Annotated in this window: 17 protein-coding genes; 5 read left to right on the top strand and 12 right to left on the bottom strand. The window is 41.9% G+C overall.

The annotated features are described in order from the left end of the window. The first annotated feature begins 97 nt into the window (after positions 1 to 97). Complete coding sequence (adk, locus tag IT970_RS09640; RefSeq protein ID WP_036967590.1) at positions 98 to 742, top strand: adenylate kinase; 645 nt, start codon at positions 98 to 100, stop codon at positions 740 to 742. A gap of 64 nt (positions 743 to 806) precedes the next feature. Here adk and tpx read toward each other — a convergent pair whose 3' ends face one another. Then, positions 807 to 1,388, bottom strand: a complete 582-nt coding sequence (gene tpx, locus IT970_RS09635) for a thiol peroxidase (RefSeq protein WP_065978729.1) — start codon at positions 1,386 to 1,388, stop codon at positions 807 to 809. 207 nt (positions 1,389 to 1,595) lie between these two features. On the opposite strand from tpx, the gene IT970_RS09630 reads away from it, so the two are divergent. Beyond that, positions 1,596 to 2,600 carry a response regulator gene (locus IT970_RS09630; RefSeq protein WP_036967595.1) on the top strand — a complete coding sequence of 335 codons (1,005 nt, stop codon included), beginning with the start codon at positions 1,596 to 1,598 and terminating at the stop codon, positions 2,598 to 2,600. 3 nt (positions 2,601 to 2,603) lie between these two features. After that, positions 2,604 to 3,569 (top strand): sensor domain-containing diguanylate cyclase, encoded by a 966-nt coding sequence (locus tag IT970_RS09625; protein ID WP_036967597.1) that lies wholly within the window; start codon positions 2,604 to 2,606, stop codon positions 3,567 to 3,569. Between the two features lie 203 nt (positions 3,570 to 3,772). Here the strand turns inward: IT970_RS09625 and IT970_RS09620 are convergent, their stop codons facing one another. From IT970_RS09620 to IT970_RS09600, 5 genes are all read right to left on the bottom strand, one after another. Further along, a complete protein-coding gene (locus IT970_RS09620) occupies positions 3,773 to 4,654 on the bottom strand; it encodes a universal stress protein (protein WP_118844414.1) in 882 nt (293 codons plus the stop codon). Positions 4,655 to 4,659: 5 nt separating this feature from the next. Beyond that, positions 4,660 to 6,174, bottom strand: coding sequence for a SpoVR family protein (locus IT970_RS09615; protein ID WP_036967604.1), 1,515 nt, complete (start codon positions 6,172 to 6,174; stop codon positions 4,660 to 4,662). A gap of 20 nt (positions 6,175 to 6,194) precedes the next feature. Further along, on the bottom strand, positions 6,195 to 7,481 hold the full coding sequence (locus IT970_RS09610) for a YeaH/YhbH family protein (RefSeq protein ID WP_036967607.1): 1,287 nt from the start codon (positions 7,479 to 7,481) through the stop codon (positions 6,195 to 6,197). A 26-nt stretch (positions 7,482 to 7,507) separates the two neighbouring features. Further along, positions 7,508 to 9,430 carry a PrkA family serine protein kinase gene (locus IT970_RS09605; protein ID WP_036967610.1) on the bottom strand — a complete coding sequence of 641 codons (1,923 nt, stop codon included), beginning with the start codon at positions 9,428 to 9,430 and terminating at the stop codon, positions 7,508 to 7,510. 239 nt (positions 9,431 to 9,669) lie between these two features. Next, positions 9,670 to 10,251: a superoxide dismutase gene (locus tag IT970_RS09600; protein WP_036967613.1), complete on the bottom strand. Its 582-nt coding sequence runs from the start codon at positions 10,249 to 10,251 to the stop codon at positions 9,670 to 9,672. Between the two features lie 262 nt (positions 10,252 to 10,513). Between IT970_RS09600 and IT970_RS09595 the strand changes: the two genes are divergently transcribed. Further along, a complete protein-coding gene (locus IT970_RS09595; RefSeq protein ID WP_036967616.1) occupies positions 10,514 to 10,852 on the top strand; it encodes a Grx4 family monothiol glutaredoxin in 339 nt (112 codons plus the stop codon). A gap of 40 nt (positions 10,853 to 10,892) precedes the next feature. Here the strand turns inward: IT970_RS09595 and IT970_RS09590 are convergent, their stop codons facing one another. The 6 genes from IT970_RS09590 to IT970_RS09565 form a co-directional block, all read right to left on the bottom strand. Further along, positions 10,893 to 12,176, bottom strand: coding sequence for a sensor histidine kinase (locus IT970_RS09590; protein ID WP_118844413.1), 1,284 nt, complete (start codon positions 12,174 to 12,176; stop codon positions 10,893 to 10,895). Next, complete coding sequence (locus tag IT970_RS09585; RefSeq protein WP_036967620.1) at positions 12,176 to 13,504, bottom strand: sigma-54-dependent transcriptional regulator; 1,329 nt, start codon at positions 13,502 to 13,504, stop codon at positions 12,176 to 12,178. The genes IT970_RS09590 and IT970_RS09585 overlap by 1 nt, the downstream gene beginning before the upstream one ends. Positions 13,505 to 13,621: 117 nt before the next feature. Further along, complete coding sequence (locus IT970_RS09580; RefSeq protein ID WP_036967624.1) at positions 13,622 to 14,827, bottom strand: ABC transporter permease; 1,206 nt, start codon at positions 14,825 to 14,827, stop codon at positions 13,622 to 13,624. Between the two features lie 11 nt (positions 14,828 to 14,838). After that, positions 14,839 to 16,152 (bottom strand): ABC transporter permease, encoded by a 1,314-nt coding sequence (locus IT970_RS09575; protein ID WP_118844412.1) that lies wholly within the window; start codon positions 16,150 to 16,152, stop codon positions 14,839 to 14,841. Between the two features lie 2 nt (positions 16,153 to 16,154). Next, positions 16,155 to 16,862 (bottom strand): ABC transporter ATP-binding protein, encoded by a 708-nt coding sequence (locus tag IT970_RS09570; RefSeq protein ID WP_036967628.1) that lies wholly within the window; start codon positions 16,860 to 16,862, stop codon positions 16,155 to 16,157. 21 nt (positions 16,863 to 16,883) lie between these two features. Beyond that, positions 16,884 to 18,137 (bottom strand): efflux RND transporter periplasmic adaptor subunit, encoded by a 1,254-nt coding sequence (locus tag IT970_RS09565; protein ID WP_118844411.1) that lies wholly within the window; start codon positions 18,135 to 18,137, stop codon positions 16,884 to 16,886. 697 nt (positions 18,138 to 18,834) lie between these two features. Between IT970_RS09565 and gltB the strand changes: the two genes are divergently transcribed. After that, positions 18,835 to 23,292, top strand: coding sequence for a glutamate synthase large subunit (gene gltB, locus IT970_RS09560; RefSeq protein ID WP_036967633.1), 4,458 nt, complete (start codon positions 18,835 to 18,837; stop codon positions 23,290 to 23,292). Positions 23,293 to 23,299 lie beyond the last annotated feature (7 nt).

Genomic DNA, 23,299 nt, shown 5'->3' with positions numbered 1-23,299 from the left:
GAGGTATAGCCTCAGTTGTGGAAGAATTCAGGCTCTAAAAACAAAACTCCACTGATCGACCATAATTAAAGATTAGTATCACACAGAGGACAATGATATGCGCATTATTCTTTTGGGCGCGCCGGGTGCAGGTAAAGGTACTCAAGCTCAGTTTTTGATGGACAAATACGGTATTCCACAAATTTCTACGGGCGATATGCTGCGTGCAGCAATCAAAGAAGGTACACCGCTTGGTCTTGAAGCTAAAAAAGTAATGGATGCAGGTCAATTAGTATCTGATGAAATCATTATTGGTCTTGTTAAAGAGCGTATTGCAAAGCCTGATTGTGAAAAAGGTTTCTTGCTAGATGGTTTCCCACGTACTATTCCTCAAGCTGATGCAATGAAAGAAAATGGCGTGGTTGTTGACCATGTTATTGAATTTGATGTTGCTGACGAAATCATCGTTGAGCGCATGGGCGGTCGTCGTGTACACCCAGGTTCTGGCCGTGTATATCATGTTGTTTACAATCCACCAAAAGTAGATGGTAAAGACGATATCACAGGTGAAGACCTTATTATTCGTGATGACGATACTGAAGAAACAGTACGTAAACGTTTAGGTATTTACCACGACCAAACTAAACCACTTGTTGACTATTACCAAGCTGAAGCAAAAGCGGGTAACACTCAGTACCACAAACTGGATGGTACACAAGCTGTTGAAGCAGTAAGCCAACAACTTGGTGAACTACTTGGTTAATCTTAGGATTAACTAAGCAAAAAAACCGCCTGTTGGCGGTTTTTTGTTTTTAGTATCGCTGAGGTTATAGCTTTTTCAGTGCATCAATTGCGCTGTCGTAATCGGGCTCTTTAGAGAGGTTATCGACAAGTTGTTTGTAAACGATTTTGTGTTCCTTATCTAAAACGAACACTGCACGGGTTAATAACCCCATATCCTTAATGATCAAACCATAGTTTTGACCAAAGTCACGCCAAACAGAGTCAGACAATGCCGTGACCTTATCGATATTTTCGGCTTTACAAAAGCGTTTTTGCGCAAAGGGTAAATCAGCACTTAATGTTAGCATTGCAATGCTGGGAAACTCAGAAGCTACTTTTTCATTAAAATGTTTTGTTTGAATACTGCAAACGCCCGTATCAAGGCTTGGCACAACACTTAATAATACGGCTTGCCCTTGATAGTCGTTGAGAGTGACAGGGGTGAAATTACCATCTACGACCTTGAAGTTAGGGGCTTGCTGACCTACTTTAACACCTTGTCCAAGTAATGTGACGGGTTTCGATTGTGCAGAAACTTTGCCAGCATCTAAACTATTTTCTACTAAATCATTGGCATAACTGAATGTACAAACTGCTCCAAGAGCAAACATAAGAGGGCGTAACAACATTACTTCATTCCTTCAAATTAACGCATTTAACATCAGTGTATTATACTGAACCAATAGCTCCAAGGTTTACCACAATTTAAAATTGTAAATAACCTGTAGTTTGATTAACATGTGTGCGTAGTCCGATTTTTGTTTATAAAAATAATAATAAAGTTAGTGCATTTTGTATTAGCTAGTTCAAAAGTGCGTATTTAGAGAGAATATATGTCAACATCGGTATTAGTTTGTGATGATTCAAAATTAGCGCGTAGACAATTAGCGCGCTCTTTACCTGATGATTGGGATATAAAAGTCGAATTTGCTGAAAACGGCATTCACTGTATTGAACAAATTAAGCGTTTACAGCCCGAAATTTTATTTCTTGATTTAAATATGCCCGAAATGGATGGTTATGAAGTGTTGCAAGCCATTCAAGATCAAGGCTTACATGTATTAACCGTTGTCGTCTCGGGCGATATCCAGCCAAATGCGCATCAACGCGTGCTTGAACTTGGCGCAATCGATTTTATTCAGAAACCCTGCTCAGCAGAAAAGCTCGCGAACATTATTGAACATCATGGTATTAAAGACAAAGCCATGCGGGAGCGCTTAGCAAATAAGCTAGGTGAGCAAGTCGACCCCGATGTACGTGACATATACCAAGAACTCACCAATGTTGCTATGGGCCAAGCAGGGGACTTATTAGCACGTTTATTGAATGTGTTTGTAAAGCTTCCAATTCCGAACGTAAATGTACTTGAAGTCAATGAGCTTGATATGGCCTTGCGGTCGATTGATGCCAATGCCTCAACGTCAGGTGTGTGCCAAGGCTTTATTGGCGGTGGCGTGTCGGGTGAAGCGTTATTGCTGTTAAATGATTCGAGTTTTAAAGAAATTGCTTCGTTAATGAATTACGAAGGAGAGCTTAACAATAAAGTTGAGCTTGAACTGTTAATGGATGTCAGTAACATCTTAATAGGCGCTATTTTGAGTGGGCTGTCAAAGCAACTTGATATGCGTTTTAGTCAAGGTCATCCGGTGGTGTTAGGTCAGCATTGTGATGTGTCTGATTTGGTTAAAGCCAATAAATCACGTTGGCAACGAACTCTCGCCATTGAGATCAGTTACGGCATTGAAAATCACAACATTAATTGTGATCTTATGTTGCTGTTTACTGAGGACTCATTAAAAACTTTAAAATATAAAGTAGCTTATTTATTAGAAGACTAAACTATGCCTGCAGCCGATTTTAATATGAATGAACTCCATTGGTTAATGGATATGTTTAATACCGTTGATGTAGGCCTTGTGGTGCTTGATAGAGACTATAAAGTCTGCATTTGGAATGGTTTTATGGAAAACCATTCGGGTTTATTGCCAAGCGCAGTAAAAGACAAAGACTTATTTGATCTCTTTCCATCAATTGATGAAAAATGGTTTCGTAGTAAGTCTGAATCTGTGTTTATTCTTAATAATCGCTCGTTCACGATTTGGGAGCAGCAACCCTATATTTTCCGTTTTAAAAATTACCGTCCAATTACCGGTAAAGCGGATCATATGTATCAAAATGCTACCTTTATTCCGCTCACCACAACGACCGGCGAAGTATCACATATCTGTATTATTATTTACGATGTGACCGATGAAGCGGTGAATAAAAAAGAACTTGAAGACGTTAATGCGAAGCTCGAACAAATGAGTCGCACTGATGCATTGACACAGCTAACTAATCGCGGATTCTGGGAGCAAAAACTACGTAAAGAATACATGCGTATTTCCAGAAGCGGTGGCTGCAGTACGTTATTAATGTTTGATATCGACCATTTTAAAACCGTTAACGATGAGCATGGGCATCGTGCTGGTGATGAAGCACTGCGTCATATTGCTGATTTATTGAGAAAAACATTACGTGAAACTGATTTAGCAGGCCGTTATGGTGGTGAAGAATTTGCCGTAACTTTGCTTGATACGGATCATGAAGGTGCAATGATCTTTGCAGAGCGTTTACGTGCTCTTATTGAAAATTCGTCAATTTATTTTGGTGATAAACAAATTAAACTCACGGTGAGTATTGGCTTTGCGTGCTCTGATGAGAAAAAGTTTGAGCGTTATGAAAAGTGGATTGAAGCAGCTGATCAAGCCTTATACCACTCTAAACAAAATGGCCGTAATAAAGTGACGGCTTATTCAGACTTATGACACCAATTGCAAAACAAGACTTAATCTTTTTGAGGCATTAAACCTGTCGCTACCTGCGTTAAAAATGTCTGATTTACGACTGCATGGATGTATGCGCAATTGCCGAGAACATCTAAATAACGACATTTTTGCCGTGTTATCAACGCGGTTTTATTGCCTCAAAATAGACCACCTAATTAAGCTAATTGATATTAAGTCTGGCTTTAGTTATCGAAAGGAGGGATCACTAAAATATCCGTTTTTAGTAATTTCATAACCTTTTCTGCTGTATTACCAATAAGATGCCCTTTAATTCCTGTATTACCCACCGTACCCATTATTACAAGGTCTGCACTGAGTTTTGCGGCGATACTGGGGATCACTTGCTCGACGATACCTGCCTTAATTTCTAGCTTTTCTTTGAGGTTATATGACTCAATCAGTGCGCGTTGGGCACTGGGGAGTTTTTCATAAGCATTAATAACTTGCTCATCAGAAAAAACTAACCCCAAATCGCGTAAAAAGGGCGATACATGCACGGTATAACAAGCAAAAAAATCACTTTCATAATCAGCGGCATACGCTAGACCCATTTTTATCATTGCTTCGTTAAGACGATATTTAGTGGCTTTCTCACTGCCTAAGTCGAGCGCAGCGAGCACATTAGTATTGTTTTTCCACTTGTTATCAGCAGCTAAATAAAGCGGTAGGGGACTGAAGCGTATAAGCTGCCAATCAAGCTCACTAAACTGTGTTTCTGCATCAATATGACGCGTTTTAATCACAAGCTCGTACGCTGACGTATCAAGCTCATTAGCAAGCCACTGCTCAGGACTTTCATGCCAAAGCGTTTGGAATGTGTAGCTACCTTGCTCTAAATGGCTGTCAATTAAAGGTGATAGTGTGTCACGAATTTTACCTAATTCTTTATCCTGAATAGCAAGTGCTTCTTCGGGTGGAATCGAAAATAAAATACTGTTGGTATCTTCATAGCTAAATGCGACGATATCAATATGCCTAACCCCCTTCGCTTTTTGTTTGGCGTGAAGTATCGAGGTTTTGGCATCGGCGATAGCGTCGATGATGACCAGTATTTTTTTATCCATGTGATCTACTCTGTTGTGTGTCGTGCATCACTTTTTGGGCATTCACCAAGTAGTGAAATTTCACCGGTTGAAGATTCTTGTTCCAGTTTTACCTTAAACCCCCATAACCTGTAAAGGTGTTTCAGCACTTCATCTTTTGAGCCAGCTAACGGAATGTTTTTATGCGGTACATAGCGTAAGGTTAGAGAACGATCTCCTCTAATATCAACATTATAGATTTGTATATTGGGTTCATGATTACTTAAGTTATATTGTGCAGATAACGTTTCACGTACTTGTTGATAGCCCACTTCGTCATGTATCGCGCCGACATTAAGGGTTGGCTCTTTTTCATGATCAATAATAGTAAATAGCTTGAAGTCACGGATAATTTTAGGTGATAAAAACTGGCTAATAAAGCTCTCATCTTTAAAGTTTTGCATGGCAAAATGCAGGGTTTCTAGCCAATCGGCTCCAGCATATTCAGGGAACCACTTTTTATCTTCATCAGTGGGATTTTCACAAATTCGGCGAATATCAACCATCATATTAAAGCCCAATGCATAGGGATTAATACCAGAATAATAATTGCTGTTATAAGGCGGCTGATAAACCACATTGGTATGGCTTTGTAAAAACTCGAGCATAAAGGCATCGGTGAGTTTTCCCTCATCATACAAGTGGTTTAAAATCGTATAATGCCAAAACGTTGCCCAACCTTCATTCATCACCTGCGTTTGCTTTTGGGGGTAAAAGTATTGTGAAATTTTTCGCACAATACGGATTACTTCACGTTGCCATGATTCAAGTAGCGGGGCATTTTTCTCTATAAAATACAGAATATTTTCTTGTGGTTCCTCAGGAAATCGACGCTCGTGTTTTTTCGACTCTTGTTGAGATGTTGGAATAGTTCGCCATAATTCATTCACCTGCGATTGCAGATAATCTTCGCGTTCTTGTTGACGCTTTTGCTCTTCATACAGCGAAATTCTTTGCGGGCGCTTATACCGGTCAACCCCATAGTTCATTAAGGCATGACAAGAGTCGATAAGGTTTTCTACCTCATTAATACCGTACTTCTCTTCACAGCGCGCAATATAATTTTTCGCAAATAATAAGTAGTCGATAATAGAACCTGCATCGGTCCAGGTTTTAAATAAGTAATTACCTTTAAAAAATGAGTTGTGGCCATAGCACGCGTGCGCCATCACGAGAGCCTGCATTGGCAAGGTGTTTTCTTCCATTAGGTAAGCAATGCAGGGGTCTGAATTTATAACAATTTCGTACGCTAACCCCATTTGCCCGCGTTTATAATTTTGCTCTGTTTGAATAAACTTTTTACCGTATGACCAATGACTATAACCGATAGGCATGCCTACGCTTGAGTAAGCATCCATCATTTGTTCAGCAGTGATCACTTCTATTTGATTCGGGTAAGTATCGAGCTTATAGATCTTTGCGACTCGCTCAATTTCACTTTGGTACTGTGCTAATAAATCAAACGTCCAATCCGGTCCGTCACTAATACGTTTATCGGCCATATTTTACCTCACTCGCAAGGCTATGCGGCGCCTTGCTGCTGACGATTCTTTTTAAATAATTCACGGAAAATAGGGTAAATGTCCTCTACACCACGAATATGTTGCATGGCAAAGTTGTCGTGTGTTTGTGCTATAGATTGATACTCACGCCATAAACTTTGATGCGCACGCGCCGTAATTTCTATGTACGCATAGTAACGTACTGCTTTGAGTAATTTATTGCGGAGTATTTCACCGCAATGAGGAGAGTCATCGGCCCAGTTATCACCATCAGATGCTTGTGCAGCATAAATATTCCACTCATCTGCATGGTAACGTTCAGCGATAATTTCATTCATTAATTTCAGCGCACTCGACACAATAGTGCCACCGGTTTCTTGTGAGTAAAAGAACTCCTGCTCATCAACTTCTTTCGCTTGTGTATGGTGGCGAATGTACACGACTTCGATATCTTTGTAGCTGCGAGTCAAAAACTGATACAGCAAAATATAAAACCGTTTTGCCATATCTTTTGTTGCTTGATCCATCGAACCTGACACATCCATAAGGCAAAACATCACGGCTTTACTCGTCGGGTGGGGACGTTTTTCGTAATTGCGAAAACGTAAGTCGTAATTATCAATAAACGGCACGGCTTTTATGCGACTTTCAAGCTCTTCAATTTGACGCTCAAGCAGGGCAATGGCAGCTTTGTCGGGCTCTTCCTCTGCTTTCAAAAGCGCTAATTGTCCTTGAAGTTCGCTCAGATGTCGTTTTTTGCCCGCTGTCATTGCAACACGGCGAGCGAGCGAGCCTTGTAATGAGCGCACTATATCAATATTACTGGGCATACCATCGCTACAAAAACCAGCGCGATGCGTTTTCATTTGCACGAGTTTATCAAGTTGATTTTGCTGTAAGTTTGGCAGCTCTAAATCTTCAAATAATAAATCTAAATACTCGTCTTTAGAGATAGAAAAAACAAACTCATCTTGGCCTTCGCCCGAATCACTTGCGTCACCTTCGCCACTGCCACCCCCTTGACCGCCTCCTTGCGGGCGTTTAATTTTATCGCCTGTTGAGAATTGGTCATTTCCTGGATGTATTTGCTCCCGATCGCCCCCACGTCCTTGATGAAATACAGGCTCACTAATATCGCGCTGTGGAATAGAAATACTCTCGCCACTGCTCGTATCGGTTACGCTGCGTTTATTAATGGCATCAGATACGGCTTCTTTAATCTGTTTTTTATAACGCCTGATGAAACGCTGACGGTTCAACGTACTTTTGTTTTTTCCATTCAGGCGTCGGTCTATAAAATGCGCCATAACAACCCCCTTGAAACAAACGTTTTTTACTGCGATTTTCTAACGCGTAAATACCATTCAGAAAGTAAACGTACTTGTTTTTGGGTATAGCCTTTTTCAACCATACGGTTGACAAAGTCTTCGTGTTTTTTCTGATCTTCGGCAGAAGTTTTCGCATTGAAAGAAATAACTGGAAGCAGATCTTCGGTGTTCGAGAACATTTTTTTCTCAATCACTGTGCGAAGTTTTTCGTAACTGGTCCAAAGCGGGTTTTTGCCTTGGTTGTGCGCACGTGCGCGCAGTACGAAATTGACAATCTCGTTACGGAAATCTTTCGGGTTCGAAATACCTGCTGGCTTTTCAATTTTTTCGAGCTCTGCATTTAATGCTGCTCGATCAAAAAGTTGGCCTGTATCTGGGTCGCGATATTCTTGATCTTGAATCCAAAAATCAGCATAGGTTACGTAGCGATCAAAAATATTTTGTCCGTATTCAGAATAAGACTCTAAATAGGCAGTTTGTAGTTCTTTGCCAATAAACTCGACATACTGCGGGATTAGATAGCCCTTTAAGTGACTTAGGTAGCGTTCTTCCACATCGGCTGAGAACTGTTCGCGCTCAATTTGCTGCTCTAAAACATAAAACAAGTGAACAGGGTTTGCTGCGACTTCTGTGGTATCAAAGTTGAACACTCGCGATAAAATTTTAAAGGCAAAACGTGTAGAGAGCCCAGTCATACCTTCGTCAACACCCGCATAATCACGGTATTCTTGGTATGACTTCGCTTTCGGGTCGGTGTCTTTTAAGCTTTCACCGTCGTAGACACGCATTTTTGAATAGATGCTTGAATTTTCTGGCTCCTTAATACGTGAAAGAGTGGTAAATTGTGCCAATGTTTTTAATGTGCCTGGTGCGCATGGCGCATCGTGAAGTTCACTGTTTTCAAGAAGTTTGTTGTAGATTTTCACTTCTTCAGAAACGCGTAAGCAGTAAGGTACCTTAACAATATAAACACGGTCCAAAAATGCTTCGTTGTTTTTGTTATTTTTAAATGTTTGCCACTCAGATTCATTCGAGTGAGCTAAAATCATGCCGTTGAAGGGAAGGGCACTAATACCTTCGGTGCCATTATAGTTACCTTCTTGGGTGGCCGTGAGTAGCGGGTGGAGTACCTTAATAGGTGCTTTAAACATTTCCACAAATTCCATCAACCCTTGGTTCGCTAAACAAAGTGCACCTGAATACGCGTAAGCATCAGGGTCATTTTGTGCAAAATGCTCAAGCTGACGAATATCGACTTTACCGACTAAAGCAGAAATATCTTGATTGTTTTCATCGCCCGGCTCTGTTTTGGCGATCGCAATTTGATTCAAAATAGAAGGGTAGCGTTTTACCACTCTAAATTGGCTTATATCACCATTGAACTCACTTAAGCGCTTGGCTGCCCACGGCGACATCACTGTTTTTAAATAGCGAGGCTTAATGCCGTATTCTTTCTCGAGTAGTTCAGCATCTTCGTTTGGATCAAACAAAGCGAGAGGGTGATCATTGACAGGGGACCCTTTTATTGAATAAATAGGCACTTGTTGCATCAGGTATTTTAGTTTTTCGGCAATAGATGATTTACCCCCGCCCACAGGGCCAAGTAAATACAATACCTGCTTACATTCTTCTAAACCTTGCGCAGCATGCTTTAAGTAAGAAACGATTTGTTCAATGGCGTCTTCCATACCATAAAAATCGTGAAATGCTGGGTAGCGCGCAACGACACGATTGGAGAATAATCGGCTGAGCCGCGCATCGGTCGATGTGTCAATAATTTCAGGCTCACCAATGGCCATTAACAGGCGCTCAGGTGCGCTTGCGTAAGCTGATTTGTCCTTCTTACAGATCTCGAGAAATTCCTCAATACTGTATTCTTCTTCTTGCGCTGCTTCGTATCGTGATTGGTAATGCTCAAAAATACTCATAGAGACCTCCGAAAACCCGCTAAAATGACGTGTAATTAGATTAAGAAAAAAGCAAAGGTTAATTAAAGCTTAGTCACGATTTTGAATTTTTGCGCAAGAAAATTAAGAATTTAATTGAAAAAAGATCATCTTGGTACGCATTTATTATGGCGCTTGGGCTGCGGCTGAACAGTGATATAAAAAAGGCAATAAAAAAGACGCCGGAGCGTCTTTTTTTAATTACTGCAAGTTAAACAGAATTAAGCGAAGTTAGCGTTCGCGAAATCCCAGTTAACAAGTGCCCAGAAACCTTTTAGGTAATCAGGACGAACATTACGGTAATCGATGTAGTAAGCGTGTTCCCACAGATCCACAGTTAGGATTGGTGTAACACCTTCATCAGTTAATGGTGTAGCAGCATTTGATGTGTTAACGATATCAAGTGTGCCGTCAGCTAGTTTAACTAACCAAGTCCAGCTTGAACCAAAGTTGTTTACAGCTTTGTCGTTTAACGCGTCTTTGAATGCTTCGAAAGAACCCCATTTAGCGTTGATAGCGTCTGCAATAGCGCCAGTTGGTTCGCCACCACCGTTTGGAGATAGGCTGTTCCAGTAGAATGTGTGGTTCCAGATTTGCGCAGCATTGTTAAATACACCACCTTCTGAAGAACAAACGATTTCTTCTAGAGATTTGTTTTCGAATTCAGTGCCTGGGATCAGACCGTTTAATTTTACAACGTATGTGTTGTGGTGTTTACCGTGGTGAAACTCTAGAGTCTCTTTTGAAATATGTGGCTCTAATGCATCGATTGCGTATGGTAGTGACGGTAGTTCAAATGCCATTTTTTATCTCCATCTTCTTGGTTGATAGTCCACTCAGTTATAGGTAATAGCGAGGTAAACAGCGTACTCACCTATACCAAATGGTATTATAGTGTTACTATAATTGTTGAGTATTTTACTCAAGTTTTAGCAAACAGCAATGCTATTGCTAAAGACTCTTTAAAATTGTGACTGTGATAGTCCATTTTAAGTTATATATCTGAGGCCACAGTGAATATTTTTCAAGGCCAGTGTAGTAAGTCAATGTCTTTTGAGGTTGTAAATGGAAACCATCGATAAAATTAAACAGCAAATTTCTGAAAACCCAATCCTTTTATACATGAAAGGATCACCAAAATTACCTAACTGTGGTTTTTCTTCTCAAGCATCACAAGCTTTAATGGCGTGTGGTGAACCGTTTGCTTACGTTGACATTCTTCTTAATCCAGATATTCGTGCAGAGTTACCTGCTTACGCTAATTGGCCAACATTCCCACAACTTTGGGTTGAAGGTGAATTAATTGGTGGCTGTGACATTATCATCGAAATGTTTCAACGTGGTGAATTACAACCATTAATCACAGAAACAGCTGCAAAGTACAAAGAACAAGACGCTGAGTAATCTTACTTAGTTTGCCGAGAAAGCCGCATAAGCGGCTTTTTTATTGCGCTAAAATCACATGCACACTTAAGCCACCTTGCTCGCGGTTGTGAAGGCTAATTTGCCCGTGATGTGCTTCAACTATTTCTCGGCACAACGCTAGCCCTAAACCACTGCCTGTCGATTTAGTGGAGTAAAAGGGGATCAGTGCATTCGCCATTACAGTTTCGCTCATGCCTTTGCCTCTGTCGCTCACAGTAATGTGGGTGCTGGCCATTTCTTGTTGAATACTCAGACTGATGTCTTCAGGTTTAGTACCCGATTCGTACGCATTTTTTAATAAATTAATCAGCAGTTGCTCAAGCTGAGTATGATCGGCTTGTGTGTTTACGTTATCGCCAAGAGTAATATTGACTTGCCATTGGCTTTTTAATTGCTCGACGATCGATGGCCAGTTAATCGCTGATAACTGTGGGGTGGGTAATTTGGCAAATTTACCATAGCCTTGAACAAATTCATTAAGGTGTTTGATACGGTCTTCAATGGTGGTGAATACGCGTTTTAAACGTGGCTCGTCGACTTCTTTTGTTAATAATTGTGCGCTGTGGAGCATTGATGACATTGGGCCCAGCGAATTATTGAGTTCGTGGCTGATGATACGGATTACTTTTTTCCATACTTCAACCTCTTGGCGGCTGAGTTCCCGTGTGAGCTGTTTGAACACATACAGTTGGTGGTATTGATTATTAAGTAATAAGCGGCCCGTTGCCATATGCCAAGTTTGTGATTCTTGTTCCGTTTTATCGAGGGTAAATAAGCCATCAATCCCTTTGTTGATAGCACGTGTCAGTTGTTCAGAGCAGGTACTAATCACATTTTCTAGTTTAAGTCCTTCGATAGCTGATTTTGCTTCAAACAAGCTACGAGCACTGTGATTACTGTAAACAATAAAACCTTGATCGTTAATAAGTAGCACCGCTTGCTCCGAGCTTTGCAGTACTTTGTCGAGCATTAATTCACGCTGGTATATCCATTGCTTTTCTTGGCGAAGTTGCTTTGCTGTTTGGTTATAAAGTCGGCATAAGTCACCCAGTTCATCTTTGCTATCATAGGCCAAAAGGGTGGCCAGTTCACCGTCTTTAAAGTTAAGCAATCCAGATTCAAGAGACGCAATACCGTCAGCTAAAGGGCGGCTTAACTGGTACGCCAAAAGGCCAGCTAGCAAGGCGCAACCAATGACCGCAAGCAAAGTATATAATCCAGGAAGAGCAGCAAAATAGCTTACCAGTAATAGAGGGACTACCGCTGCAACAACACACAATAGAATAATCTTATTTCTTAACATTAGTAATCTATCTTAAATTTATCGAGTCTGCGATACAGCGCTTGTCGGCTAAGACCAAAATGTCGCGCAACTTTAGCAATCACCCCTTGGTGTTCGCGCATTGCCAGTTCAATATCGTGCTTTGTCGGTTCACTTTTTATTGATGTGGCTTTAGTGGTATCGACGTTTAAGCCAAAGTCGGCAAGTTCAATAGTGCCAGTTGGTTTTAATACGGCAGCCCGTTTACACGCATTTTCAAGTTCACGTACATTACCCGGCCACGGATGGGCAAGCAGGGCTTTCTCGGTGCTTAGAGACACACTGCGATGTGGTAAAAAGTGTGCCACTAGGGCAAGAATATCATCGGGTCTGTCAGCTAGGCTAGGCAGGTTTAACTCAATAACATTGAGACGATAATATAAGTCCTCCCGAAAATGACCCGCTTTAATCGCGTGCGTTAAATCTTCGTTTGTTGCTGATATAACCCGCACATTTACTTTTCGAGTTTGCGTTGATCCTAAACGCTCAAATTCACCAGTTTGCAGAATACGTAATAATTTCATTTGACCGGACAACGGTAGGTTGCCTATTTCGTCTAAAAATAATGTGCCCCCATCGGCGGCTTCAAAACGGCCAATGCGTTGCTTGGTGATACCTGTGTACGCGCCAGCTTCAGCGCCAAACAATTCAGCTTCAATGAGTTCATTTGGCAATGCACCGGCGTTAACAGTGATAAAAGGATGGTCTGCAAGCAGAGAGTTGGCTTGGATTATCTGTGCTATGCGCTCTTTGCCACTGCCATTTGGGCCAGTGATAAGCACTGATATGTCTGACTTTGCCACCTGAATAGCAAGATTAACAATATGCTCCATCGCTGTGCTTTTATAAATAAGGCCGACAAGGTTGGCAGTTTTAATGGAATCTTCGCGTTCTTGCTGGTGGCGTGCGAAAGTTTCATTTTGTTGTTTCGCTTTACCAAGTTCGAGTAAATTATTGATACAAGTAAGCAGTTTTGTATCGTCCCACGGCTTTGGTAAATAGTCTGCGGCACCCGCCTTTACAAGTTCAACAGCTGTTGCAAGCTCGGTCCATGCGGTGATTAAGATAATAGGCAGTAATGGGTTTATATCGCGTAAGTCATAAAACAGCGCCTTGCCTTCTTCACCCGAGGTGGTGTCGGCGGTAAAGTTCATATCTTGAATAACTAATGAAATACGCTGGTACTGTACTGCTTGGATTGCTTCAAATGGGGTGCTTGCAGTAACCACGGTATAATTGTGGATCTCTAATAATAATGACAAGGCGTCTAATATCGCGGGGTTGTCATCAACAATAAGTATTTTTTCCATATTATTATTTTTTTGCTGTTTTCCTAAATATGTTAAGTAAGTCCGGTGCAAGAGCCAACTTAAGTGTGTACTTATAAATGCTACACTGTAAATCCAGTGTAGCATAGCTTGGGAGAACTAAATGGTGCGTGTTGCAATGCTGGGTGAAATGTTCGCAGCTCGTTTGGCTGGCGCAAGAACCGCAAGCAAACTCATAATAAACACAGCGCTTGCAGTGGCAATTACATAACGCACATCTAACTGAGCAATCGAGAAATGTTGCATCAGTAATTGGCCTAAATACATCGCTGCTATCATGCCTATTACTAAACCTACACTGCAAATCATGGCATTTTCGACTAAAAAGTAGCTAATAATGGCGGACTTTCTTGCTCCAAGAGCACGGCGAGTCCCAATTTGTTTCGTGCGTTTACTAATATTAAAGAGTGTAAGACCAAAGATACCCAGCGCAGTGACCAACACTAAAATTGTGATTAAAACAATTAACATACGCATCATAAGCGTGTCTTCAGCCATGTACTGCTCTTTGTCTTCATCAAGGCCGCGAATGCGCGAGATAACGCGTTTGTTGTAGTTTTTAAGCATGGCTTCTTCAACACGGTTCATTACAGACTGGCGTTGCCCAGGCTCTGTTCTTACGACAAAGCGTGCATTGCTACCTGCTTTAATGAACGGAATTAATGCCACATTATCTGGGCGACTATCTTTAAGCCATGGGCCTTTCATTACATCGACAATACCAATAATTTTTAAAGGAATATCACCAAAGTAAATAGATTGACCTAAGCCATTACCATCAGGGAAAAGCTCATCAGATAGACTTTTACTCACCACGATGACCTTCGAAAGCTCATCGTAATTCTCTGTTACGATCACTTCGTCTTCGCTGTAATTACGCCCAGCAATTAAGTTAACACCGTACGTGTTAATGCCGTGCTCGTCGATAAACATATATGAGCTACGTGCTGATTTACTCTCTTGTGGTGCCGGTTTTAAACTAAAGTCAGATGATGAACCACTGCCCGAAAGAGGTGTGGTACTAGAGTAAGCAGCATCAACCACCCCTGGAATTTGACGTAACATAGCTTCATCAAGCTCGTATTGTTGGCTTGGCGAGGTGTCTTGGCCGAACATCATCACATTAAAAATAAAAATGTCTTGTTCTGGGTAGCCTGTTTCTTGGCTTAAATAGCTAATTCTATCTTGAATAATAAACGCGGCGTTACTGACGATTGCTGTGGTAATGGCAATTTGAATTAGTAACAGAATAGCCCCAACCTTTGAGCGGCATAAGGCATGAAATATAGGTTTAATTTCTAACATAACACAGTTCCTTATTGGCTCTTAAGGTATATAGCAGGGTTGGTTTTACACACCAGCCACGCAGGGTAAAGACCTGCGATTACACAGGTGCTAATTGCTATTACAGGGGCGCTAAGTAACATGGTTAAATCCATGGTGGCTAAGCTTTGATAGTAGCTGTAGCTTTGGCGCACACCTAAAAGTCCCACTTGGGCTAAAATAACCCCGAAAATACCACCTAAAAATCCGAGCATGGCCACTTCGACAATGTGTTGAAAGAAAATTTGGCGTTTGCTTGCGCCTAAAGCTCTGCGTACGCCAACCTCTGGCGCACGGCGAAGAAATTTAGCCAGTAATAAGCCTAGAATATTTGCCAAACATACCGCTAAAAACATAAAGCTTAGGCCAACGAGAATTTCGTTATCTTCACTTACCACATTGTTGTATTCCACCCATTCGTTTACATCACGCAATTTCGCTTCAAGCTTTTCGCGGTTAAAGCGACCACGCTTTTGCTGTTCTTGCATATAAGCCATTAAGAAATCTTCATACGCTTGCTTTTCTGCGGGTGTTTTTAGTTCGACCCAAAATTGCAGCCAAACTAATTCAGAATTAAGCTTGTCGTTAAACGTATTGGTTTTTTCGTGCTTCCAACCGTTTGTATTGCCCCAGTTTTCAAGCTCACGTGCTTTTAATAAGCTAAAAGGCAGGTAGAGTTGTTCGGTTTTATTAAATGCGCCGTTATTTAAATCGTAATATTTGGTCGTAATATTCCAGTCATCCATAACCCCAACCACTTCATAGCTTGCATCATCAAGGAAGATAATTTTGCCAACAGAGTTTTCTCCCGCAAATAGTTTGTCGTTGAGCTTTTTACTGATAACGACTACGGGTGCAGCAGTTGCTTCTTGTTGCTGACTCCACACGCCACCGTATAAAAATGATAAGTTAAACATGTCGAAGAAGTCGGGGGTTGTTAAACGCGCCTGACCAATAAATGGTTTTACGGTATCGGAGTCTAAATAAACAGAAAACCCAGTGCGCACCATCGTGACGCGCTTACCACCGGCTTCTGCCTTATTTAAATTAACCGCGTCTTGATAGGTTAATTGCATTGGTAAATTATCTTTTGTCCACCAAGTTGAACCCTCGTCCATTATTTGCAATTGCACACTGTATAGTTGGCTACTCTTTTGCGGGATCGGATCGGCAGACATCATGTGATACACCGACAAGCTCGTCATCGTTACACCAATGCCAATGGCAATCGCTAATACCATTAAAAAACTCACTAAGGGCGTGCGCTTAAAGCTTCGCCAACTTAAATCTAGATAATGAAGGAACATGACTATACTCCTGCCGCTTTGAGGTTTTGCGTGCCTTGGTAAAGCGTGAAATCGGCAAGTTGACCGTCCACCACTTGGATATTACGCGGGGCTCTTCGGGCAAGTTCAGGGTCGTGAGTAACCATGACAATGGTGGCGCCATCACGATTAATTTGTTCGAGCAATTCCATTACTTGGCGCGCCATTAAGCTGTCTAGGTTACCCGTTGGTTCATCGGCAAGTAAAAAACGGGGTTCACCCGCAAGTGCTCTGGCAATAGCCACGCGTTGCTGTTGCCCACCTGAAAGTTGTTGCGGTAAATGCTTAGCACGTGACGCTAAACCTACTTGCTCTAAACATTGTTCAATACGACGTTTACGCTCAGCAGCTTTAATTCCTCGATATCGCAGAGGTACTTCAATATTTTCGTATAGATTTAAATCGGGTATCAGATTAAACCCCTGGAAGATGAAGCCTATTTTTTGGTTCCGTAAATCAGCACGCTGATTATCGTTAAGACCACCTACATCAATACCATCTAAAAGATACTGGCCTTCTGAAAACGGTTCTAGCATACCGGCAATATTTAAAAAGGTCGTTTTGCCTGAACCACTCGGGCCAGTAACAGCAATAAATTCACCTTCTTCTACATGGAGATTGAAATCACGTAATGCATGAGTTTGTACCATGTCTGTTTGATACACTTTGCTGATGTTGTTCATTGTAAGCATAATAATTATTCCTTGTTGCTGTTAGCGTAATACGAGAGTCGGTGCTTGTTTATAACGGTCGTAGTTAGAGATGATTAGCTTATCGCCTGGTTTTACCCCTTCTAACAGTTCAACGGCATTGATACTGCTAGCACCTGTTTTTATATCGATTAAATAGGCCATGTCGCCGTCTACTTTATAGGCGCGGGTACCGCCTTGTTGTAAAAACGCACCACGTTTAACTTGTAAAACATTGTCGCGGTTCTCCAAAAGAATGCGTGCGGTTAAACGTTGGTTTTGGCGAATGCCGGTAATTTCTTTATCGAAGCGAACACGTGTTGTGACTTCACGGTTATTCACCTCCGGCGAGATTGCTGATAATGTCCCCATGACTTGGCGGGCACCGAGAGTTAACTCTACTTGCATGCCAAGGCCTAGCTCATTGGCATAGCTTTCAGGTACTTGCAACTGTGCTTCAAAATTACTTAAGTCAACCAGTGTCATTAATGGTTGGCTTTGTGTAACCGCTTCTTTAGGTTGCACGAGTAAATTACCGACAATGCCACTGACGCTGGCTTTAATTGTTAACTCATTAACTTGGCGTAATAAGTCATCCACAATGAGTTGTTGACGAGCAAGGTCTCGCTCTGCAGCTTTTAGCTCGAATGCCAGTGTGTCTTTAGCAAGGCTGACTTCTTGTTCTGCATGCTTGAAGGAGAGTTTCGCGCGGGCTAAATCGTCTACGGCTTTTTCTAAATCGATCTGACTTATAAGGTGCTTCTCGATAGATAATTGCGCACGGCGGTTTTCTCTATCAGCGGCATTTAGCTCTACCTGTGCCAAATCAAGTGCTTTTGTTAAGCTTAATTTTTGTCTACGTGCTTCAAGTTGCTTTCGTTGTAATTCACCATCTAAACGCGCCAACACAGATTGTTGTTGTTTTAATTCATTGGTAAGCTCTGGGCTTTTAACCACAGCAATAATTTCGTTTACTTCAACACTGTCGCCAGCCTTTACGTTAAGATCGACAAAGCCGCGCTCGGGGCTGTAAACTTTAGGTGCATTAGCCGCGACAATTTTCCCGCTTGCTGCCACATCTCTAATTAAGGTTTGCTGAGTCACTTCACTTATTTGTAAGCTGGCTTTATCAACAGACACACTCCCATCGTTGCTCGCAAAGAGTGCTTGAAAGCCAAGGGCACTCACAATAAGAACACTCACAGTGAACAACAGTGGTTTTTTAATGTTTCTTTTTTTAGCCACGGTTATATCTTGGGCACTGGTATCTTTAATCATCATACTTCCTTACGATTCTCAAAAAATATAATCATGAAGCCAATGGCAATCATGGTAAGTGGTGATGTCATAAACAAACTCATAGTGAACATGTTTCGATCCTCTAATTCGATAATGACCTATCTATACCAATAGTGTGCCAATATTTAACTTACTGATTTTTAATGTTTTTATTTTTATTTGAGGTTTTTATTCTGTCCGCGGACAGAAAAAGTGTCCGTAGCGGACACTTTTTAAAGTGCATTGGTTGACGCAGAGGTAAACACCTAAAGGTAAGTAAGACTAAGGTCGGCTGCTAAAAAAGTGCTATTTGTAACTAAGCTTAATGTATTGGTAAATATTTAAGCAGCTAACAGCTGAGAGAGCGCAAAATAACTGCATTACTATGCATGATTTGAATATCTATGCAAAATGAATTGTCAGTTTACGTTAACGTAAACTATCCGTTTTCAGGATGGTTTTTTACAAACTGTTAAAATTGACACCAGTGTCATAAAAAAATAATGGTTAAATAGCGTCTAAATGTAAAAAAATAGCATAGACTTTAAAGTGCGTCCTCAAGTGAGAAATATTCATAAATATGAATATGTATTCAAAACTCTATTGACTCATGGTTTATTTGGCGATAGTTTTGTTCGTCTGCTAGCACTGTCACAAAAGACTGAACCGCTAGTCGTTGTAGCAAGGGGAGGGGTCTATGTTATACGACTCAAAATTAGAAAAAGATAATTGTGGCTTTGGCTTAATCGCCCAGGTCAATGGTCAGGCGAGTCATCGCTTGATTCGAACCGCAATCACAGGCCTAGATCGCATGGAACACCGTGGTGGTATTTCTGCTGATGGTAAAACAGGTGATGGCTGTGGTTTATTAATGCAAAAACCCGATAGTTTCTTTCGTGCAATTGCCAGTGAACACGATTGGCATTTAGGGAAGAACTACGCAGTCGGCATGGTGTTTTTAAATGCCGATCCCGTGCTTGCACAGACTGCTAAAGATGTTTTGAGTGAAGAGCTCGAAAAAGAAACCTTAAATATTCAAGGATGGCGAGTCGTTCCGACAGACGCATCTTGTTTAGGGCCAATTGCAAAAAAACAACTACCTGGCTTTGAACAAATTTTTGTCAGCGCACCTGAGGGCTGGCGTCCAAAAGATTTAGAGCGTCGTTTGTATGTTGCGCGTCGCCGTGCAGAAAAGCGTCTAGAAAATGATGAGCATTTCTATATTGCGAGCTTGTCTGGCTTGGTAACGGTTTACAAAGGCTTGATGATGCCTGTGGATTTACCGAACTTTTACCTCGATTTAGCTGACATGCGCATGACGAGTGCGATTTGTGTATTTCATCAGCGTTTTTCTACCAATACACAACCTCGTTGGCCATTGGCGCAGCCGTTCCGCTATTTAGCGCATAACGGCGAAATTAATACCATCCAAGGTAACCGCCAGTGGGCACGTGCCCGTGCTTATAAATTTGCATCTCCACTGATCCCTGATTTGCAATCAGCAGCCCCATTTGTCAACGAAAGTGGCTCTGATTCATCAAGCTTAGATAACATGCTTGAATTGTTCTTAGCGGGTGGTATGGATTTATTCCGTGCGATGCGTATGCTTGTTCCGCCTGCATGGCAGAAAAACCGAGCCATGGATGACGATTTACGTGCTTTCTACGACTTTAACTCTATGCATATGGAACCATGGGATGGCCCTGCTGGTATTGTTATGTCTGATGGTCGTTTTGCGGCCTGTAACCTTGATCGAAATGGCCTTCGTCCAGCGCGTTATGTCATTACGCAAGATGGATTTATTACGCTTGCTTCTGAGGTGGGTATTTGGGATTACGCGCCAGACGAAGTGGTTGAAAAAGGACGAGTTGGTCCGGGTGAATTATTAGTAATTGATACTCACCAAGGTAAAATTTGGCACTCTGACGAAATTGACCAAGATCTTAAATCACGTCACCCGTATAAAGCGTGGCTAGAAGCTAACGTTAAGCGTTTGACTCCGTTCGAAAAACTGGCTGAAAAAGATGCAGGTAATCGCTCGTTTGATGACGAAACACTGCTGAAATATCAAAAAATGTTTGGCTTTACTAACGAAGAACTCGACAGTGTTGTTCGTGTCATGGGCGAAAACGGTCAAGAAGCAACGGGCTCAATGGGTGATGACACCCCATTTGCCGTGCTGTCTGAAGGGCACCGTTCATTATTTGATTACTTCCGTCAAAAGTTTGCACAAGTAACCAATCCACCGATTGATCCTCTGCGTGAGAATCATGTTATGTCACTTGCCACGTGTATTGGTAGTGAGCAAAACGTGTTCAATGAAACCACGGGTCATGCGAAACGTCTGCAATTTGAAACACCGATTTTGATGTACGCAGACATGAAACAGCTGTTAAGTGCTGACCAAGCGCATTACAGCTACTGCAAAATCGATATTACTTACACAGCCGAAGAAGGCCTTGAAAAAGCGATCACACGTATTTGTGACGAAGCGCAAGAAAAAGCCGCATCAGGGTGTGTGATGTTAGTCTTGAGTGACCGTAACTTTAGTGAAACGCACCTACCCATTCCTGCTGCAATGGCGGTAGGATCAATTCAAAAACGATTAGTTGATAATAACTTACGTTGTGAATCAAACATCATTATTGAATCAGGTAGCGTGCGAGATGCTCATCAATTTGCTGTGTTATTAGGCTTTGGTGCGACGGCGATTTACCCTTATTTGGCCTATGAATCGCTGGTTGCAATGAGCGATAAAAAGATTATTAACAAGAGCTATTGTGAAGTCACGTTGGCGTATCGTAATGCGATCAACAAAGGCCTTTACAAAATCATGTCGAAAATGGGGATCAGTACAGTTGCCTCATATCGTTGCTCGATGCTGTTTGAAGCGGTTGGTTTGTCAGAAGCGGTTATTGAAACCTGTTTCAATGGTGTAGCAAGCCGTATTAAAGGTGCGTGTTTTACTGACTTTGATGATGATCAACGTAAGCTTCATAAGCTCGCATTTAGTAAGCGCAAGTTATTAAGCCATGGTGGTTTATTAAAGTATGTTCACGGTGGTGAATATCATGCTTACAACCCTGATGTGATCCAAACTCTGCAAAAAGCAGTGCGCTCGGGTGAGTACAGTGATTACGTTGCCTACGCTGATTTAGTTAATAACCGCCCAATCACAAATTTACGTGACATGTTGGCGCTTAAAATTCCTGATGCCGGAATCAGTATCGATGATGTTGAACCAGCAACAGAGCTGTATAAGCGTTTTGACTCGGCGGCAATGAGTATTGGTGCACTATCACCTGAAGCACATGAAGCATTGGCTATTGCCATGAACCGCTTAGGTGGGTGTTCTAACTCAGGTGAAGGGGGTGAAGATAAACTTCGCTATGGCACCGAGAAAAATTCACGTATTAAACAGGTCGCCTCAGGCCGATTTGGTGTAACACCGCATTATTTACGCAGTGCTGATGTGATTCAAATTAAAGTAGCACAAGGTGCAAAGCCCGGTGAAGGAGGTCAGTTACCGGGTGAAAAAGTAACGCCTTATATCGCTAAACTGCGTTACTCAGTACCGGGTGTAACGTTGATTTCACCGCCACCGCATCATGATATTTACTCTATTGAAGATTTAGCCCAGCTAATTTTTGATTTGAAACAAGTGAATCCTGAAGCTCTAATTTCAGTGAAATTAGTGTCTGAACCCGGTGTCGGTACGATTGCAACGGGTGTAGCAAAAGCCTATGCAGACCTCATTACGATTGCGGGTTATGACGGTGGTACAGGTGCAAGCCCGCTTACTTCTGTTAAATATGCAGGCAGTCCTTGGGAGTTGGGCCTAGCTGAGACACAACAAGCTTTGGTTGAAAATGGCTTACGCCACCGTATTAGATTACAAACGGATGGTGGTTTGAAAACCGGTCTCGATATTATTAAAGCCGCTATTTTAGGTGCTGAAAGCTTTGGCTTTGGTACGGGTCCTATGGTGGCACTGGGTTGTAAATACTTGCGTATATGTCATTTAAATAACTGTGCGACTGGTGTAGCAACGCAGGACGATACACTTCGTCAGAAGCACTACCATGGCTTACCAGAAATGGCGATGAACTACTTTAAGTTTATTGCACAAGAAGCGCGTCTAATCATGGCAAGCTTAGGGGTAACCCATTTAACCGATTTAATTGGTCGCTTAGATTTACTTGAGGCGATTGAAGGTAAAACGCCGAAGCAAAAGAAAATTGATTTATCGTCAGTTGTGGCTGTGCCGAACAACCCAACCGGTGAAACCTTGTATTGCAGTGCGCCAAACAGCTCGCACTATTTAGGTCAGCTTAATGAAACCTTGCTTGATAAAGCCAAGCAAGCAATTGATGAAAAATCGGGTATTTCATTAGTGAGCCGCGTGTGTAATACAGACCGCTCTGTGGGGGCGATGCTATCAGGATACATTGCATCTAAGCACGGTAACCAAGGTATGGCTGCCGATCCTGTATCTATAGAGTTACACGGCACTGCAGGTCAGTCGTTTGGTGTATGGAATGCTGGAGGCCTAGAAATGACGTTGGTGGGTGACGCTAACGATTATGTTGGTAAAGGCATGGCAGGGGGCAAACTTGTCATTCGCCCACCAATGGGATCATCATTTGAAAGCCACAAAGCAACCATTGCAGGTAATACGTGCTTGTACGGTGCTACTGGCGGCAAATTGTTTGCAGCAGGATGTGCGGGTGAGCGTTTTGCTGTTCGTAACTCAGGTGTGCAAGCGGTTGTAGAAGGTGTGGGCGATAACGGCTGTGAATACATGACAGGCGGTGTTGTGTGTGTCCTTGGCAAAGTCGGTATTAACTTTGGTGCGGGGATGACGGGCGGTTTTGCTTATATTCTTGATGAAAGCAATGACTTTGAAAAACGCATTAACCCTGAGCTTGTTGAAATTGTTACGCTGGAAGATTTAGCGTCTCATCAAGAGCATCTTCGTGGTCTTATTGCAGAGCATTTAGAGCTAACGGGGTCTAACCGCGCTGAGCAGATTTTAGCGAACTTTGATTTATACATTCCGATGTTTAAATTGGTGAAGCCAAAATCAAGTGATGTAAAAAGTTTACTCGGACACCGAGCACGCAGTAGTGCAGAGCTTCGTGTTCAGGCTCAGTAAGGGGGTA

It is taken from the genome of Pseudoalteromonas sp. A41-2, from assembly GCF_015767615.1.
Classification (GTDB): domain Bacteria; phylum Pseudomonadota; class Gammaproteobacteria; order Enterobacterales; family Alteromonadaceae; genus Pseudoalteromonas; species Pseudoalteromonas lipolytica.
Note: the sequence above shows the minus strand (reverse complement) of the source record. Positions and strands in the feature narration are given on the sequence as shown.